The organism is uncultured Sanguibacteroides sp. (genome assembly GCF_900543425.1).
Lineage (GTDB): Bacteria > Bacteroidota > Bacteroidia > Bacteroidales > Marinifilaceae > Gabonibacter.
The window spans coordinates 21,778-40,017 of sequence record NZ_UQRQ01000027.1 but is presented as its reverse complement, the minus strand read 5'-3'; the positions used below and the strand labels follow the sequence as shown (position 1 = coordinate 40,017).

Sequence of the window (18,240 nt, the reverse complement as noted above, 5' to 3'; positions counted from 1 at the left end):
CTTCCGTAACTTTATTAGACATCCTTGTAAAATACAATCAAAAACACTAAATCACCATGCAGAAAATTAATAAACTATTAAATATCCTGACCATTGTAATGCTCGTTATTACAGTTGTGTTGATTGGACTGTTTTTTGGAGGAGGCGATCTTCCGAATGCCCAATACACCACTCCTGTCTACACGGACCAATTGATATGGTGGGCATATATCCTGTTCGGACTCTGTGCCGTTGCAGCATTGGCATTTCCTCTTGCCAGGCTGTTCACCAGACCGAAACAAGCAATTAAGAGTCTTATCGCTCTTGTGGGAATTGTTATTCTCGTGTTAATTGCTTATTCATTGTCCGACGGTACATTATTAGACATGAAGGGTTATGACGGACCGGATAATAATCCGGGAGCATTGAAGTTTGCCGATACCATCCTATTTACCATGTATTTCTTGGGAATCGGTGCGATCGGGTCTATTTTTGTAACAGAAATTATCAGAAGAGTAAGATAACTCGTTTTCTGAATAAAATAATAAAAAGAATATGGCAAAAAAAACACCGGAAATTAATGCCACGTCAACGGCAGATATTGCCTTTTTGTTGTTGATCTTCTTCCTAGTATCGACAACAATGGACGTTGACTCGGGATTGTTCAGACGGTTACCGCCTATGGCGCCGGAGAATCAAGCTCCGCCGAAATATGCCAAAAGAAATATTCTGGAGATATTGGTAAACAGAGACGACCAGTTAGCTGTAGAATCGAAATTGATTGATATATCCGAATTAAAAGAAAAGGCGAAAGAATTCATTCTGAACCCCCAAAATAAAGACAATTTACCAGAGAAAGTGAGCAAAGACGTTCCTTTATTCGGTAAAGTAGAAGTTTCAAAAGGTATTATTTCCTTGCAAAGTGACCGGGGTACTTCTTATAAAATGTATATTGCCGTGCAAGATGAACTTACTGCTGCATATAACGAGATAAGAGACATGGTGGCCATGAAGCAATGGGGAAAGAAATACAGTGAGATATCGGAAGACCAACAGGAAGCCGTGAGACAAATCGTGCCTACGGCTATATCCGAAGCTGAACCAAGAAACATCGCAAGCAAGAAAGGAGGGAAAAAATAATGGCTAAGTTTAATAAAGGAGGAAAAAAAGAGACCCCTGCTATTTCAACAGCATCTCTCCCGGATATCGTATTCATGCTGTTATTTTTCTTCATGGTAAGTACCACGATGCGGGAAGTAACCCTTATGATTGAAAACGCGATGCCTGAAGCCAGGGAGATCACCAAGTTGGAGAAAAAATCCTTGATTAGTAATATCTATATCGGAAAACCGAAAGCACAGTTCGTCGGTGCCTATGGAAGTGAACCTCGTATTCAATTAAACGATAAACTGGCCACAGTCGGAGACATCGCTGAATTCGTTTACGCGGAACAAGAAACCCGGAAAGAAGAAGATAAAAACAGGATCACTAACAACTTGAAGATTCAAGCCGACACGAAAATGGGTATCGTAACGGATGTAAAACAGGAATTACGTAAAGTCAATTCCTTGCGCGTTAGTTACGCCACACGTAAAAAGCTATAATATCTCTATGATGAATAGAAGTAAAGGGGACGAATGTCCCCTTTTTTATTCACCACATCCTTTTCGAATCTAAAAAAAATGATTAGATTTGTCCCCGGAAAGTCAAATAGACCGCCCAACTTACGGTTCCGTAGTTCAATGGATAGAATGAAGGATTCCGGTTCCTTTGATTGGGGTTCGAGTCCCCACGGAATCACAACCGCAAACAGAAACCCCTTGTAAACATATTATTACAAGGGGTATTTTTTTTAAAAGGAGAAATCACGAGGGAAGGCTTATTATAGATTTAGTGATAGCACTTGGGGACGGGGTTAAAGTGCTATCTCTTGATATAGTTCACGTTTTAGATTGAGTCCCCAATCCCGCCATCTTTAAATCATAAATCATAAATCTAAAATCGTAAATCATTCTATCTTCATCCACTTCACCGCATCCGCCACGATCGCCACGTCTTTTCTTTTTTGTGGATCTTTATCAGAAAGTACTACCCTTGCCTCCCCCGCCGGGAAATCATACTCGCCAAGCGAGGCCCAACCACGAGATCTCATACGTTTGGGTATAGCAAGATCTAAATCCACCGCCACTTCCTCTTTTTTATCCCCGTGGAAAACCGTGTAGTGATTAACCACTCCTCCAGGGGGAGCGAACCCGGGAACAAGAAGCTTTTTATACACCTTAGCCATGACCCGGTAACGACCCGCCTCCGGAAGATTCACCCGCCACGTGGCAGTCGATTTCCCCTCTCCTCCCCCGATACAGTAACAGCCTCGAATCGAGTCCCCTTCCGCCTCCAGAGTGATCACAAATTCCCAACGGGAGGTTTCGCCCTGTTGAAAATTACCTCGCAAGGGTGGTTCCTTCCTGAACCATTTTTGAAACAAGGTAAGGTTACCGTTCTTCAGCTCGAAACCGTCATCCTGGTCATCCACCACGAACTCATTCTTGTTCCCACCTGCCAAAAATTCTTCTACCGAGATAGAACGCCATTCCCCGCCTATTTCTCCGAAACTTCTCCCGTCTCTCTCTTCATAATTATCAAAAATAAAACCAGCCGGGCGGTTAGCGGATAGTCTCGTGAGCATACCGGACCCTCTCTTCAACACGAGGGTGTACGCCTTCGCTTCCCCGGGACCCACGTAACAAGCAAAATCTTCCACGTCACCATATTCACTCGTCAAGTTGTACTCCATGGAGACCACCCCTCCCGTCTTGCCGACGTTCATAACCCGCCCCTCCATTTTCGAGAGCTTCATCACGGGATCGTAATACACCCCATCATTTTTTACCCTGAAAAACTGCTGGTGTTTAGCGTGTACCCACTCCATCACGATACTATCCACGTCCACTCCCCAGCGAGCGCTCCACGCTCCCGCTAAAGAGTCATAATCAACCTCCCCGTGACCGCGCAGGCTATCGAGACTGCCACGCCACGCCCGCAGAGGAACGTGTATCGAGAAACGAGACCGCAAATCTCCTGTTTTAAGATACAAGATCCACTCCCTCAAATCTTCCCGCAAACCGGGATCTGATAATATATCTTCAAGAGTATGTTCCAAAAAGTAATCAAGCATGAACACCTGTTCCGAGAACGAGAAACTGCTAACAGGATGTCTCCTGTTTTGTAAAAGTTCGAAAACCCTCCCCATAAACGGGTATTTTAAAGAATGTACCCAGGCATTCCTGTCATCATCGAGTGACTTCACCTGGCTACCCGTGTAATACGGTTCTCCTCTTTTGTACCCGATCCCCCGTAACGGGTGACTGTTATCACTCGGGCAATTACCGCTGAACAAGGACTGGTACAAGGGATTAAACACCGCAAAAAATTCATCCCCCGTCTTCACCTTTTCCCCCGTCACGACATCGAGCATCCGGTACTCGAATCCCCGTTCCCGGAAAAAGACGATACCCGGCTCCGTTAAACCCGCCAACGGTTTACCCACGCCGGAAGACAACCGGAAAGAGACCGGCACTTCCGAGAAATAAAGGTAAGGATTACTGGGCTCGTACCAACCCATCTTGGGAAACTTCCTGTAATCGTACCAGTAATAGATCGTCTCGCTACGCCAGAAAGAAGTGAACAAGCGTTGACTAACCCCCGAGAACATATGCGCTAAATCCCGGCCCCAGCTCGTCAGGTTAAATCGAAAACCGAAACTCGAGTCGACCGGGGCGGTATAATTCAACGCGTTAGCACCGTACAACGAGATCCCGTTCAGCGGGTTATGACTCATGAAACGAATACCGTCCTTTAGCTTCTCGGGAACTCCCTGCGAGACTACTGTCTTTTGAAGAGGGTTTTCTACCTCTAACGTGAAAAGGGTAAAATCACGACCCGTCGCAAGAGACATGAAAGGATTAGAAGGAGGTATCGACACCGGGTACCAGCCACTCGCCGGCGTCAACAAGAGAAAATTATCCTCGACAAAAGCACCCCGGCGACCCGTCGGGAAAAAGCAATCGTTATAAAAAACAGCCTCGTACTCCTTATCCGGCAAATGCAGGTCACAATAACGATCGTCAACCGTACCCTCGTAATCGATACTTAAAGACAAGGTATCGCCCGGTAACAGGAAGCAATCGATCGAGATTACCTGTTCATCACGGTCGTGAGGCAAGGCCTTGGCCCCGGATTTAACCGACAAGACCCGTAAACCGGGGTTAAGGAAAAGAACGACCCGATCCAAAGCCTCTTTTCCCGGGTTATAAACCAAGAGATTACTTTCCGCTTTTAATTTATTACCACCCTGCCGTAACCGGATAGCGTGTTTCTTGACCCGGCAGGTCTCTTCCCGCCAGTTACGAGAGAAACTCGCACGGTAATCTTCACGAGCAGAACGGTCCCGGTAATAAGAGTACTCTAATAAAAAAGTACAGCCTAATCCTACCAACAAAAATAATAAACCAATGAGTAACTGATTTTTACGAGTCGACCGATGATTCGGGATCCGTTTGAACCGGCTCACGCTCCAGGCCAACAAACCCAAGCCGAACAAGGAGTAAGTCAAACGATGCAGTAAATAACGGGGAAGGTTTAAATGACCCACCAGCTCCGAGAATAAATTGGGCACGCCGCTACCCGTGTAATCAAACGTCCCGTGTTGAAGGTAAGGCAACCAGAACAAGCAGCCAACAAGCCAAGCTAAGAGGAAAAAGATAGCGAGATAACGGGAACCCGTGATACTGCTTAGCCAGAAAGAAAATCCGGCCACGAGCAGCCAGGAGGGAATATTCAGCGTCAACAGGTAAAACAAGTAATACGACCAACTAACCGGCGCTAAGCTCGTCAAATTCACGAGAAAAACAGAGAAAAGGATCACGACAACATTCATCGACAGGAAGAGCATACCGTTACCCGCGATCACTCCCCAGAGATAAGTCGTGTTATTCACCGGGCGAGCCAACAATGCTTCTAAAGGTACTAGACGAGCAAGCCGCCAAGGAATATCCGCCATCATCACCGCCAGAAACAACGATTGAATAACGCTATAAAGGTAAGCGTTAACCAAGGGCATGGAACAAGGAAAAGCAACCATTTTCCAGTTTCCTGCCCCCGGACCCTGCCAGTAAACGTGACACGACACGATCCCAACTAACGAGAACAAAGCGAAAAAGCGGAAAAGCCAACTTCGGCACTGTTGTTTCATCTCGTATTCCGCCACGTGAAAAAAAACACTCGTGTTCATGTCATCTTATCTTTTAATTATAACCTACGCTAATACAAGCGCATGGGATTGCCAAACTAAACTTTTTTCCTGGATACAAACTAACCGGGAAAAAAGAAGACCGTGATTTATCCCCTTTAAATCGTCCGGCTTGCCCATTCTCGCAGCTATTGAAGCATCCGGCTTTGGTACAACAACAAGCGTCACTATTAATCTTGTATCAAAACTAACAGTTGATCTCCAATGGCCAAATTCATACACTCCGCTCTCTTCTAAAGTTACTCCAACGTAACAATACATTCCTATATCTGTCCCGATCCCCAAACCTTCGTAAAGATCAGCTACAATATGTTTCCTAATATAAATCTCCTTACCAGAATCAAACTCAACACCCATAAAACTGACCACCCAATTTTCTCCCTCGTAACAAAATTGAGTTCGCTTAATCGGATTAATTTGTGCCATACCCGTTGATATCCCCCCGACCAGAAAAACCAATGCTAATACTACCAATTGAATCGTTTTTTTCATAGCTTTTAATTTTAAAGGTTTAGTAAAATGGTTATTTAAATAAATATTATCATAAAAGATGATATTTGTGTAAAATTACGACAATTATTTTTTATATCAGTGCACCACTGATATATAATATTTATTATTATATCATAATCTATGCTAATATAGTGCAACAAGACACGACCGGGCTATAAAAGAGCCCGCTAAACAAAACATTTCAGAAAATACTTGAATAATTATTTTTAGACCCCGGAATAAGAAAAACAACACCGACCACCACAATTCCCCACGGAATCACAACTAAAACGACAAGATCATTGTAATTAAATCAGTTACGAGGATTTCTTTTTAGAAAGAAAAATTACAAGAGAAAGCAATATAGGTAACGACGGGGAATACTTCCCACTTCTACTAATCACGAATAATATTCTTAGTAGGATACTTCAGCTTTATTTGAGACATCGAGATGGCTAAAAAATAAGCTAATCCTACAGCCACAAGTAATTGAATCCCGAAAAGAGCAAGGTTCGACCAAGATAACCCCTTAAAATCTCCATACACGTTCCACAAAAGTAAAAAACACATAAAAGGTAATGTTCGCCAGTAAAAATATCGGCGAATAAGTCGTTTTTGAATTTCGTTATTTCTTTTCATGGCACTAATTTGAATACAATTCTTATATTATTTTCATCTTTTGCCAAACCATATTTTCAATTACACGAACGACAATACTATAAATTCATCCCGCTTTATATCCTCTCCTTTTGACAGGGAATCAATTTAAATCCATCAAATTTAAATAAAATTATATCAAATACAAATTATTATATTTTAATTGTTTCGCCTATTCCGGACGACGAGAGCATATCTCATGATCTTTTTGTATATTCGCAAAACGAATTTTCGGGATATGCAAAAACTTTTCAAATTCACCAAGCTGAAACTGATTGCCGGATATCTTATCTTACTCTTTCTGGCAACAGTAGCCATCATCTTCATTTACAAACAAACACTACAATTAACAGAAAAAGACCCCGGAGAAGTCGTAACGCAAACCAAATTATTCATTATCAGTAATACCTTGGCCAAGCTTTATGAAGCGGAAGGAATCGGTATTGCATTTTCACAAACGAATTCAAAACCAAAATTCAACCGGTATTTGAAGTTAATCAGAGAAGTCCGGGAAAATATGGATACACTTAAGAAATTAACCACAATAAATCTTCAAAAAAAAAGGATAGATACGATCAATTACCTTCTTAATCAGAAAATAAATAACCTCAAAGCCTTAATGGAAGTGAAGAAAGTTTCTCTCCCGGAAGACTTTTATAACATTGCCATCGAACGAGTGGAAGCGGTAAAAGACAGTACCGCTAACGACATAACGGATAATACTCCGAAAATGATTACCACCTACGATAGCGTCTACACGATTAAAAGAAGGAAAGGTTTTTTTAATCGGCTCTTCAACGGACCGGATTCAACCCTTCAGGTCATCATTCACCGTCAACCTGTCGATTCGATTCCGCCGGAGCCTGCTACGACGGCAGCAGCCGATACGATGGTAACCGTCATTAAATCGGCCTGGGATGAGTTTCAGCAACAGAATCAAGAAATGGCAAGAGAGATCTATCGGAAAGAGATTGCTGTTATTCAAAGCGGACAAAATATCACGGAAAGGATAAAACGGATCCTCAGCGACCTGGAAAGCGAGGAGTTCGACCATACTATTGCCCGGATGGAACAGCACCAACAACTGACGCATAACATCACTCGCACGATAGCCTGGATTGCGATCATATCCTGCATACTGGTTATTGTCTTTATTTTCCTTATCGTAAGCGATATATCCCAAAGCCAACGTTACCGAAAAGCCCTGGAAGAGGCGAAACTATTTACCGAGAAATTATTACATAGCAGAGAACAGCTTATGCTGACGGTAACCCACGATATCAAAGCTCCCCTCAGTTCCATCATGGGTTATATCGAGCTATTAAGCAATACTTCTTTGGAAGAACGACAACGTTATTTCCTCCAAAATATGAGAAGTTCTTCGGAACACATCCTCCACCTGGCTAATAATCTACTGGATTTTTCCAAGTTGGAATCCAATAAAATGGAATTGGACCATATTCTCTATAATCCGGCCCGTCTATTACGGGAAGCAAGCGAGAGTTTTTTACCGCTCGCGGCCAAAAAGGAATTAACCCTTCAAAGTAATATCAGCTCGGCCCTGGACACTAATTATTCAGGTGACCCGATGAAGATCCGGCAAGTAGTTGTCAATTTACTATCCAATGCCATCAAATATACCCGGGAAGGAAAAATCGAACTATCCGCCTTTATGAGCCCGACACAAGCGGAAACTTTAATCATCATCGTAAAAGACTCCGGGCCGGGTATGACAGAGGAAGAGCAGGAGCTGATCTTCAAAGCATTTACACGGTTAAATGCACAACATAATAACGGAGCCGAAGGGACGGGGCTCGGACTAACGATCACCCAACAGTTGGTTCAGCTCTTGGGCGGGGAAATCAGTCTTGAAAGCAAGAAAGAAATCGGTAGTAGTTTTACAGTCAAACTCCCTTTGTTGAAAGCAGAATCTCCGGCAGACGACCAATCCGAGAAAGTGGAAACTATCCTGCCGGAAGTTCAACAATTGAAAGCCCTGTTGGTAGATGACGATCCTCTGCAACTCCATATGAGTACCGAATTGCTCAGACAAAAAGGTATTATTTGTAAATCCTGTAACGATCCGACAAAAGTATTGGAATACCTGGAAAAAGAGCCGTTCGATATTATCCTTTCCGACATCCAAATGCCCGGTATGGACGGATTCGAATTAATTGAGCAAATCCGGAATTTTCCGGATCCTGACATTCAAAAGATTCCGGCAATAGCTCTCTCGGCCAGAGGGGATATGATGGAAACTCATTACAAAAAATCAGGTTTTTCAGCTTACCTGAATAAACCGTTTACACCCCAACAATTATTCGAATGTATCGCTAAATTAACCGGATTCTCTGCAAAAATAGCACACCCGAAAGAAGAGGATGAAATAAAAGAGGGGCCTTACGATCTAACCAGCATAAAAGTATTTGCAGACCATGATCCTCAAACAATAAAGGAGATCATCCGATCCTTTACAGCGGATTGCGAGACCAATTTCATCTTATTACATCAACTGTTTGAAGAGAAAGATTTCACCCAAATCAGCAGATTAGCCCATAAAATGCTCCCCATGTTCAGGCAATTTGCCATAAAGGAGGTCATACCACTTTTAGCTTTTTTGGAGCAAACGGATCTCACCCATACTCCTGAAAACCAGACAGAAGAATACATAGAAAACATCACCCGACAAGGGGAAACGATCTTAGAAGAATTGAAGAAAGAGCTCGAATCATAAGTCTTCCAATCCGAAATGCTTTAATTTGCTGTACAATGTTTTCCGGTCGATCTGAAGGATGCGGGCAGCTTCGCTCTTGTTATTCTTGCATCTTATCATCACGTCCCGGATCAACTCTTTTTCCATATCCTTCCGACTTCCGACATTTTTTTCGGGAGAAGGAGTCTGTTGTTGCCATAATTCAGGCTGCAGGCACTCTTTAACAATAAGTCGTCCGGGACACAAAAGAGTAGCTCTTTTCACAACGTTCCGCATCTCGCGAAGATTTCCCGGCCACCTGTAATTCCGGAAAATATCGGCGACGGATTCATCAAAACCAACCACTTCTCTTCCCAAATCCTCATTGGCTTGATCCAGAAAATGATTGGCAAAAACCATAATATCTTCTTTCCTCTCCCTTAAAGGCAGAGCCTGAATAGAAAATTCATTCAGCCGATGAAACAAATCTTCCCGGAATTTCCCGGAAGCGACAGCCTCTTTCAAATTCTCATTCGTGGCAGTAATGATACGTACGTCAAAAGGAATATCCTTTATTCCTCCGACCGGATGAACCTTTCGTTCCTCTAACGCCCGCAACAGTTGAACCTGTACATCGTACGAAAGATTTCCGATCTCATCCAAGAAAATAGTACCTCCGGAAGCCAGAACAAAATAACCTTCCTTATCGGAAACCGCCCCGGTAAACGAACCTTTTATATGACCAAAAAACTCACTTGCGGCTAAATCCCTTGGAACAGCACCACAATCCACGGCAATAAAAGGAGCCTCCTTCCGGCTACTCATCGAATGGATCAAACGAGCGATATACTCTTTACCCGTACCGCTCTCCCCATTGATCAAGACACTCATATTAGTCGGTCCGACCAAACGAATATACTCGTATAACTGGTCGGCTTTCTCGCTTATCCCTTTGATATAAGTAATTTCCGATTTTCCCGCTAAAGAGGTTTTCCCCTCCTCCGCGGGTTTCGTTTCCATCTTTAAAGCTTCCTGCAATTTTTTCAAAATTTCATCCGGAATAACCGGTTTGGATACGTAATCGAAAGCTCCTAATTTTATAGCCGTTACGGCGGTCTGAATATCGGCGTAACCGGTCATTAAAATAACCTGCGCCCGAGGTGTTTTCTCTTTAATGATACGAAGCAAATCTATGCCATCTTTATCCGGCAAGCGTAGGTCCGTGAGAACCACATCAAAAGCGGTTTCTTCTAATTTTTTTACAGCCTCTTTGCAAGTAAAAGCATTATCCACTTCAAACTTGCGTTTCCCTAACCAATTTTTCAACATGATACAGAAAGTCGTATCATCATCGACTACTAAAATTTTTGCCATAGATCGATTATTTATCTTACGAAAATAAACCTAAACGACTAAACAAAAAAAGATTTAACGCTATTTAATAAATAGGGAATTTCGTTACAACATATCTCAGGTTTTCTCTACATATACATTAACGTTGATCGAAAAATCTGATCATTAGTAAAGTAGAACATAAAAAAGAGGCTGTCCCGGAATAAATCCGAACAGCCTCCGACAAATGCACGATTATGTACCTCACTTATTTCTCCCCCTCACTGATGAATTTCCCGTCTTTATCATATATGACCGTGATAGTTTGTTCATCTTTTTTCAGAATCAACTTATATTGGTCATTATCCCCTTTATAAGCCTCCTCAATCGTATAACCTTCGTATTTTTTCGCAACGGCGTCCTTTACCGCTTGTGGCAAATCCGCTACCTCGATCTTGGTCCAAACCACGTCTGCCCGTGTGATCAGACTTAACATCATCTCCTGCTTCGTGGTATCCGGAATAACCGTATCCCTGGCAATAGTCTGGTGAGACGCTGCTACTACATAACTAGAAAAACTAAACACAACAACTGCTACGACTACGATACTTTTCAATACATTTTTCATAATTTCCCGTTTTAAAATTAAACTCATTATATATTCAATTCACTTATTAGATTCCAGCTTATGATCAGGTTCCGTCAAAAAGTGCGGTAATAACAACCCCGATACGGCTACAACGATAAAAAATCCAAAAACTACCATACTTTCAATTTTTAATTTTCAACCTCTTTGCCCTTTCTATAAGAAATAGTGTGCCAAAACATAATTTTTTTCCATGTCGATATTTTTAGATTGATTATCAACACTATAACCTATCAATTATTTTAATGCACAATCTCCCCATATTGTAGAAAAACGGGGACAACTGTGGCAATTTTCCACACTCACCCTTCAATTGTGTTCCCCAACAGATTAATACGCCCAAAAAACTTTTATTATTCCTCAAAAAATCGTAGTATTGTTTTTTATTTCAATACATGAAAACACTATTATATTGGTTCCTGCTCACAGGACTACTTATCGGCTGTCAGGATGACAAAATAGGGAAGAAGAAAAATCTTTCGGAAAACTACAATATCAACCAATTTGTAGAGTCCCATATGAAAGAAGAATATTTTTGGGCAAAAGAAGTTCAAACGAAAGAATTAGACAAAGAATCAGCCCCATCCAGCTTTTTTAATGCCATAAAATATGAAGGAGATAAATGGTCTCGCTTAACCGACGAGTCGGCCGACGGAACTCTATCCGCCATCGAAGACGGAAATGATTACGGTTTCGGCATGCGTGTTACCATTTGGAATGACCTATCCGGTAATACCCTTTTCACCAAAATCAATATGGTTTTTCCGGCGTCTCCGGCAGGAAAGGCCGGGTTGCGTAAAGGGGACATTATTACGCGGGTAAACGGATCAACCCCGAATCTCTCCAATATACAAACGGCATTAAATGCCGACAAGATAACCATTCAAGTAACCCATAAAAGCGGTTCTTCCGAGAGTATCAGCCTGAACGCCCAAAAATACGAGGTTAATCCTATTTTAAAAAATACGATACTCGAAGAAGGAGGTAAAAAAATCGGTTACCTCGCTTATGCCAGTTTCGTTTACAAGAATCAAAGCTCTTTAGACGACCTGACCCGGATATTCAACGAATTTAAAACCCAACAAATAGACGAATTAATACTGGACCTCCGGTATAACGGAGGAGGATACAATAATGCGGCCGTCCATCTGGCCTCTCTCATTGCCCCGGCATCGGCAGTTTCGACAAACAAATTGTTGATTTATAAGCAGTGGAACGAAAAATACCGGGTAATATATCAGAATTCCTCTCTTATGACGGAAGAACATTTGAATGCCAAAGTTCCCGAAAGCGCTCGGTTGGGAATGGAAAAGGTATGGGTTCTTACGAATAAATCCACCGCTTCGGCCTCTGAAGTCGTTATATCGGGCCTAAAACCTTATATGGATGTTATTACCGTGGGAGAAACCACTAACGGTAAAAATGCCGGAGGAATTGTTTATACTCCTTCCGACGCAAGTATCAAACAATGGAATGCCTATCTGATCACATTCGAATATACCAACAGTAACCGCGAATCCGTAAGCAACGGGATTGTACCCGATTATCCAATAAGTGAAAACGATAACGCCTATTTCCGGGATCAAAACGATTGGGGAGACAAAAACGAATATTTAATCGCTTACACGCTCCATCAAATAACCGGCCGAAGCCTATACCGTTCGGCCCGCACAACATCGGAACGAGCCATTCCTGAGACATTGGAAACAGAAGGACGTTATATTATCTCCTTTTAACTAAAGAGCCTCCACTACTCAGATTACGAGAAACAACAGGGTTTCCGTCATATAAAAGCAATCCGGAAGAGGATATCTCTGCGTCTAATCTCTGGCGTACGTAGATCTCTCCTTTGGCAGCATCGCTTACGTCGGCATTACACGTATCCGTCAATAAGTCCCATGCTTTCAAATAAGCGGCTGTAGAGAGGTTCAAATCCAACTGTTTTACGTCTCCCTTCAACTCCAAACGGGAAGCACCGGAAGCCTCGACCTTCAACTCGTTTCCTTTTACTTCCAGTTTCATATTAGAAGCACCGGAAGCCATCACCTCCAGTTGATCGACCTGCAATAGTGACGAGCCCTCAATCCGTGCCGCAGAAGCAGCCTCCAAACGAACAAGCCGGGGTAAGGTCACCAGAACATTCATCACCGTGTATCGACGTATACGAATTCCCGGTTCTATAAATACGCTCAATTGATTATTCTTTATCTCCGTCTTGATATAAGGCAAGATATTATCATCCGACTCCACCGAGATCGTTGCCGTCTTATCCAACGTCACGTAGAGCGTAATCCCCTGCTGAACGGATATTTTCTCGAAACGGACATCCGACGGACGTTGTGACATCAATACATAACCCGTTCCCGTTACTCTTTTGTCCTTTGCCCATCCGCTCACCGCAAAAAGCAAAAAGCACAATCCCCATAATAGACCTTTCATTATTCGAATTTTTAATATTCATATTCATTTTTTCCCCTCCAATAATCCGATAGATTGCAGATACTGGGTTTCACTCAGTTTCAATTGCGTTTTAGCCTCCACCCAATCGCTCCATGCTTGCTGCCACTGAGCCTGGGCTTCCAACAAATCGGTCAGATTATCCATCCCTACTTCATATTGGTTTGTCGTAATCTTCAAATTTTCTTCCGCCTGAGCCAAAGCAGTCCGGGTTAATTGTATACGGGTTTGGGCATCCTTTAGTTTAAATCGATTCCCGGCAATCTCCAACTGCATTAATTCAGCCATCTTCTCTTTATTTAAACGGCTTATCTCCTCATCGACCTTCGCGGAACGAACCTTATTCCGGCCTTCCCCCCAGTTGAAAACGGGAATTTGTACCGAAGCCAATGCATTAAAAGAGTGATCATGGGCTCCGTCTCCGTTTAATTCCAATCCCCCGCTAAAACCATATCCTACCGAGACTCCAACCTGAGGTAAAAAACCGGAACGGACGACACGGACCTCCTTTCGTTTCATTTCGATCTCTTTTTCCAGCATATTATAATCGGGACGTTGCTCCAAATGATCAGGCAAAGCCAATATTTGCGGACTTAATGTCGAGGATAACGAATCCGTCAATTCTATTCTTGTTGCCAGATCCAAGCCGACCAAACGACAAAGATTCATCCGGGAAAGCTCCTGTCCGTGTTGGGCTTTCTGTAATTGCAAAACAGCCTCATTGAACTTCACCTGTGCTTTTAAGACACTATTTAAAGAAACCATACCGGTTTGTTGAGCATCTTTCAGATTTTTTACTAATTCCTCCACAACCTCTTTGTATTTCTGCGCCACAAGAACCAGCTCCCGAATCCGTACACATTGCCAATAAGCCTGTTCGAGTTCGACAAGAACTTGTGTACGATTTAAGCGCACGTTCTCTTTTGCTAATATTTCCCCCGCCTTTGCAGCCTGATGAGCAGCCCGGATTTTTCCTCCCATAAAAAGCGGTTGTTGTAACTGTATCCCTGCCATATAGACTCCCCTCATCGAAAGGGAAATCGGAATATCCGGTAAAAAAGCATACTCTTTAAACACGGGCTTTCCATCCGGTCCGAGCATAGGCTTTCCGTCTGGTCCGATAACCAGATTCGGTTCCAGCTTCTGATTCTCTCCGGGCACATAGGTCGGCAGATATCCCCCGTCCAAGCTATATTCCTGCTTTTTCTGATTATAAAAATAAATACCGGAAAGCGAAAGTTTCGGATAGTAATTAGCTCTATACTCTTTTTTAGTCCAAACGGCTTTTTCTTCCTGTTGACGAGCAATTGCCAATTGCTGACTATACTCAAGTGCCATTTCCCGACATCGATCCAGACTTAACACGACTTGCGCTTTCACCGGATTCAATCCCAACGCCAATATGATCATGAATAAAAATCGCATTTTCTTCTATTATTTAAATTCTATTGTTTCAAAACTCTTTTTTTTAACTTAATCCCACATGAAAATCTTTTCTCTGCCGTTTCGGATGTTTGATATTCAAAAAGAGAGAATAAAGAACCGGAAGAATAACCAACGTAATCACGGTTCCAATAAATAACCCTCCCATTATAGTCACGGCTAAGGCCCCAAACATATCGTCATTCACCAACGGAATCATTCCCAATATGGTTGTCATCGCGGCCAGAAATACAGGACGCAACCGGGAAGAAGAAGCATCCAACAACGCCCGGAAAGGATCTTTCCCCGATCGGATCTGAATATCGACCTCATCCACCAATACCACGCCGTTTTTGATCATCATCCCGACAAGCCCGAGTGCTCCCACGATAGCAACAAAACCGAACTCTTTTCCGGCCAATAACATTCCGAAAACAACTCCGGTAATCGCCAACGGTAAACATAACAAAATCATCGCGGGACGCTTAAAATCTTTAAAAAGTGCAATCAAGATCGCTAACACGAGAACGATAGCAACCGGAACATTTTTAAATAGATACTGTTTGGATTGCGTACTGGCCAGATATTCTCCTTGCCATTCGGTCGTATATCCCGGAGGAAACTGAATCGTATCAATCTTGGCGAGAAGACTGTTTCGCACTTCATTAGCCGTATACCCCGGAGCATTATTACATTGGGCAGAAATAGAACGTTGACCGTTATAACGACGTACGACAGGGACCTCCCAAATCGCACTTATTCCATTTGTAGCCTGATTTAAAGGCGTTGAACCGATTGCCGACGTTAATAACTCATCCGCCGAGATCATCCCGCTTATCAACTCTTTTATGGTTTCCATGTTCAATAGATTCGTGGAAGGAACTAAACTCCATACCGGAACATTTCCCAGTTTGCTTAAACGTTGACCATCCTGCCCCACGCTTTTCACATAAATCGGTAAACCGTGTTGTCCCTCGTAATAAGATCCCACCGGTAAACCGTCTGTCGTCGCCAACAAAGCCATTCCGACATCTTCGCGGGAAAGATTGGCCACCCGGGCTATCGGTTGATAATACTCCACGTTTAAAGTCGGAGTCATGGGGCCCCAGTCATTGGTCACCAACATCGTGGTCGAATCATCCCTCATGATCTCTTCCACTTGGGCACACAACCGTTTTAAAACAGCCGGATCGGGACCGGAGATCATAAACTGCACGGGATAGTCCATATACATCAGATTGTACTGTTTCATGCGTACATAAGCCGAAGGATAATGTTCCGATAAATATTGCTGTAACTCGTTCAAATTAGTCTTCAATGTTTCCGGAGAAGTAAAGTCCACGATCAACTCCCCGTAGCTCAAAGCCGGTTCTGCCACCGTCCGAACCAGATTATACCGGGAAGGAGTCCCACCCAAACTCGTCGTCACCATCGTGATCTCGGGACGGGAAGAGAGATAACGCTCGATAGAGGCCAAATCCTCTTTCACCGTTTGCGGATTCGTCCCGTAAGGCATCTTATATTCTATATACAATTGATTGTAACTCAAATCCGGAAAAAATCCTTGTTTTATATATCGAAACATATATACACTAATCAACAGCAAAACGACAGTTGCAGCCAAAACACCAATCCGGTTATACACGGAGAACTGTAATACACCTCTAAACATCCGGTATACCCTCGTATCGTACATCTCTTTTTCGCTAACCTGCTTGTCCGGATTTACCTTTAATCCCCGGTCTGCCTGAATCGGGACATAGGCTAAGGCCAAGATCCAGCTCAACCATAAAGAGACCGCCAGTACGATAAAAAGATCCCGGACATATTCACCGGTCGTATCGGGAGAGAGATAAATCGGCAAGAAGGTTAAGATTCCTATTGTTGTCGCCCCCAACAAAGGCCAGGCTGTCTTTTTGGTAATATTTACCAAAGCATCCGGTTTCTTAAGCCCCCGTTTCAAATCTACCAATATCCCATCCGTAATCACGATAGCATTATCCACCAGCATCCCCATAGCCACGATAAAGGACGCCAACGAAACCCGTTGCAACGTTCCGTGCATCATATGAAGTATCACGAAAGATCCTAAAACCACGACGATCAAACCGACACCGATGATATAACCGCTCCGGAAGCCCATGGATAACATCACAACCAGAATAACGATTAGGACAGACTCTATCAAATTCACCATAAATACGTTAATGGCACTTTGTACCCGGGAAGGCTGGAAAAACACCTTTTGAAAATCAATCCCCGCCGGAATAATTTCTCGCTTCAATTCGGCCAATTTCTCATCCACCTTTTTACCCAGTTGAATGATATTCCCTCCTTTTTCCATGGCAATAGAAATAGCAATAGCAGGAATCGTATCATAGATCAACCCTTCTCTCTGGGGCTCCACGTACCCTTTCGTGATATTCGCTACATCCGAAAGCCGGATCTGATCCTGCTCATGTCCCTTTATCAAAAGGTTACGAATATCCTCGATGGCCTTATAAGCTCCGTCGACATTTACTCTCACGCGCTTTTCTCCGCTATTAAAATAACCGGAATAAACCGTCTTATTCTGCCCGTTCAACGTCATGATAATCTCCGCTGGATGAACCCCTAAATTGGCCATCTTATCTTCCCGTATATCGATATTGATACAAGCCTGCCGCTCTCCGTATATATCCACACTACTTACCCCGTCTATATCCAATACCGTACGACGAACCAATTCGGCATAATCGGACATCTCCTGATAGCCGAATCCATCCGAGGTCATGGCATAAAACATTCCGTATACATCCCCAAAATCATCCATTACCAAAGAGGCACTTGCACCTTCCGGTAACTGAGCTTGAACATTTGCCACCTTCCGTCTCAAAATATCCCAATTTTGTTGTAACTCCGCCAAAGGTACCGTACTACCCAGTTCCACCGTGATCATCGATAAATCGTCCATCGAACGGGAAGAAACATGATCCAAATCCCCCATGGAACGTATGGATTTCTCCAAAACATCCGTTACCTCCAATTCGACCTGATAAGCCGAGGCTCCCGGGAAAGTGGTTACAACCAAAGCCTGCTTCACGGTAATAGCCGGATCCTCTAATTTACTCATTGTAAAAAACGAATAAATCCCTCCGACCACCAACACAAAGACGAAAAAATAAACTAAGGCTTTATTTTTTAATGCATATTCCGTAAAATTCATATTTTATAAAATTACAAGTTGCCAACCCGCCGGTTACAATAGTTTATAAA

13 protein-coding genes and 1 tRNA gene are annotated in these 18,240 nt (G+C 43.0%); 6 read left to right on the top strand and 8 right to left on the bottom strand.

Features of this window, described 5'->3' with window-relative positions; translation table 11 throughout:
• The first annotated feature begins 56 nt into the window (after positions 1-56).
• The 4 genes from QZR76_RS12325 to QZR76_RS12310 all read left to right on the top strand — a co-directional run bounded on the left by QZR76_RS12325 (position 57) and on the right by QZR76_RS12310 (position 1,779).
• Positions 57-503, top strand: a complete 447-nt coding sequence (locus QZR76_RS12325; protein WP_294143113.1) for a hypothetical protein — start codon at positions 57-59, stop codon at positions 501-503.
• A 31-nt stretch (positions 504-534) separates the two neighbouring features.
• Positions 535-1,119: a biopolymer transporter ExbD gene (locus QZR76_RS12320; RefSeq protein ID WP_294143112.1), complete on the top strand. Its 585-nt coding sequence runs from the start codon at positions 535-537 to the stop codon at positions 1,117-1,119.
• Complete coding sequence (locus tag QZR76_RS12315; RefSeq protein WP_041503098.1) at positions 1,119-1,583, top strand: biopolymer transporter ExbD; 465 nt, start codon at positions 1,119-1,121, stop codon at positions 1,581-1,583. Before QZR76_RS12320 ends, QZR76_RS12315 begins: the two co-directional genes overlap by 1 nt.
• Before the next feature lie 124 nt (positions 1,584-1,707).
• Positions 1,708-1,779 (top strand) — tRNA-Arg (locus tag QZR76_RS12310).
• A gap of 208 nt (positions 1,780-1,987) precedes the next feature.
• On the opposite strand, the gene QZR76_RS12305 is transcribed toward QZR76_RS12310, so the two are convergent.
• The 3 genes from QZR76_RS12305 to QZR76_RS12295 all read right to left on the bottom strand — a co-directional run bounded on the left by QZR76_RS12305 (position 1,988) and on the right by QZR76_RS12295 (position 6,418).
• Positions 1,988-5,269 carry a hypothetical protein gene (locus tag QZR76_RS12305; protein WP_294143111.1) on the bottom strand — a complete coding sequence of 1,094 codons (3,282 nt, stop codon included), beginning with the start codon at positions 5,267-5,269 and terminating at the stop codon, positions 1,988-1,990.
• 24 nt (positions 5,270-5,293) lie between these two features.
• Positions 5,294-5,779, bottom strand: coding sequence for a hypothetical protein (locus QZR76_RS12300; protein ID WP_294143110.1), 486 nt, complete (start codon positions 5,777-5,779; stop codon positions 5,294-5,296).
• 396 nt (positions 5,780-6,175) lie between these two features.
• Positions 6,176-6,418 carry a hypothetical protein gene (locus QZR76_RS12295; protein ID WP_294143109.1) on the bottom strand — a complete coding sequence of 81 codons (243 nt, stop codon included), beginning with the start codon at positions 6,416-6,418 and terminating at the stop codon, positions 6,176-6,178.
• Positions 6,419-6,674: 256 nt separating this feature from the next.
• Between QZR76_RS12295 and QZR76_RS12290 the strand changes: the two genes are divergently transcribed.
• A complete protein-coding gene (locus tag QZR76_RS12290) occupies positions 6,675-9,170 on the top strand; it encodes an ATP-binding protein (RefSeq protein WP_294143108.1) in 2,496 nt (831 codons plus the stop codon).
• Here QZR76_RS12290 and QZR76_RS12285 read toward each other — a convergent pair.
• Both QZR76_RS12285 and QZR76_RS12280 read right to left on the bottom strand, forming a co-directional pair.
• A complete protein-coding gene (locus QZR76_RS12285) occupies positions 9,165-10,502 on the bottom strand; it encodes a sigma-54 dependent transcriptional regulator (protein WP_294143107.1) in 1,338 nt (445 codons plus the stop codon). The two genes, QZR76_RS12290 and QZR76_RS12285, sit on opposite strands and share 6 nt — an antisense overlap.
• Before the next feature lie 226 nt (positions 10,503-10,728).
• Positions 10,729-11,088, bottom strand: coding sequence for a hypothetical protein (locus tag QZR76_RS12280; protein ID WP_294143106.1), 360 nt, complete (start codon positions 11,086-11,088; stop codon positions 10,729-10,731).
• A gap of 413 nt (positions 11,089-11,501) precedes the next feature.
• Here QZR76_RS12280 and QZR76_RS12275 point away from each other — a divergent pair, with 413 nt between their 5' ends.
• Positions 11,502-12,842: a S41 family peptidase gene (locus tag QZR76_RS12275; RefSeq protein WP_294143105.1), complete on the top strand. Its 1,341-nt coding sequence runs from the start codon at positions 11,502-11,504 to the stop codon at positions 12,840-12,842.
• Here QZR76_RS12275 and QZR76_RS12270 read toward each other — a convergent pair.
• From QZR76_RS12270 to QZR76_RS12260, 3 genes are read right to left on the bottom strand one after another with little or no spacing between them, the layout of a single operon-like run.
• Entirely contained in the window at positions 12,829-13,545 is a 717-nt protein-coding gene (locus tag QZR76_RS12270) for a head GIN domain-containing protein (RefSeq protein WP_294143104.1), read from the bottom strand. The genes QZR76_RS12275 and QZR76_RS12270 overlap by 14 nt on opposite strands.
• 24 nt (positions 13,546-13,569) lie before the next feature.
• Positions 13,570-14,988, bottom strand: a complete 1,419-nt coding sequence (locus tag QZR76_RS12265; RefSeq protein ID WP_294143103.1) for a TolC family protein — start codon at positions 14,986-14,988, stop codon at positions 13,570-13,572.
• A 43-nt stretch (positions 14,989-15,031) separates the two neighbouring features.
• A complete protein-coding gene (locus tag QZR76_RS12260; protein ID WP_294143102.1) occupies positions 15,032-18,190 on the bottom strand; it encodes an efflux RND transporter permease subunit in 3,159 nt (1,052 codons plus the stop codon).
• Between the last annotated feature and the right edge of the window lie 50 nt (positions 18,191-18,240).

Excerpts from the sequence above, each read along its gene's own strand:
- QZR76_RS12325 (WP_294143113.1), top strand. The coding sequence starts at position 57 with ATGCAGAAAATTAATAAACTATTAAATATCCTGACCATTGTAATGCTC.
- QZR76_RS12320 (WP_294143112.1), top strand. The coding sequence starts at position 535 with ATGGCAAAAAAAACACCGGAAATTAATGCCACGTCAACGGCAGATATT.
- QZR76_RS12315 (WP_041503098.1), top strand. The coding sequence starts at position 1,119 with ATGGCTAAGTTTAATAAAGGAGGAAAAAAAGAGACCCCTGCTATTTCA.
- QZR76_RS12305 (WP_294143111.1), bottom strand. The coding sequence starts at position 5,269 with ATGAACACGAGTGTTTTTTTTCACGTGGCGGAATACGAGATGAAACAA.
- QZR76_RS12300 (WP_294143110.1), bottom strand. The coding sequence starts at position 5,779 with ATGAAAAAAACGATTCAATTGGTAGTATTAGCATTGGTTTTTCTGGTC.
- QZR76_RS12295 (WP_294143109.1), bottom strand. The coding sequence starts at position 6,418 with ATGAAAAGAAATAACGAAATTCAAAAACGACTTATTCGCCGATATTTT.
- QZR76_RS12290 (WP_294143108.1), top strand. The coding sequence starts at position 6,675 with ATGCAAAAACTTTTCAAATTCACCAAGCTGAAACTGATTGCCGGATAT.
- QZR76_RS12285 (WP_294143107.1), bottom strand. The coding sequence starts at position 10,502 with ATGGCAAAAATTTTAGTAGTCGATGATGATACGACTTTCTGTATCATG.
- QZR76_RS12280 (WP_294143106.1), bottom strand. The coding sequence starts at position 11,088 with ATGAAAAATGTATTGAAAAGTATCGTAGTCGTAGCAGTTGTTGTGTTT.
- QZR76_RS12275 (WP_294143105.1), top strand. The coding sequence starts at position 11,502 with ATGAAAACACTATTATATTGGTTCCTGCTCACAGGACTACTTATCGGC.
- QZR76_RS12270 (WP_294143104.1), bottom strand. The coding sequence starts at position 13,545 with ATGAAAGGTCTATTATGGGGATTGTGCTTTTTGCTTTTTGCGGTGAGC.
- QZR76_RS12265 (WP_294143103.1), bottom strand. The coding sequence starts at position 14,988 with ATGCGATTTTTATTCATGATCATATTGGCGTTGGGATTGAATCCGGTG.
- QZR76_RS12260 (WP_294143102.1), bottom strand. The coding sequence starts at position 18,190 with ATGAATTTTACGGAATATGCATTAAAAAATAAAGCCTTAGTTTATTTT.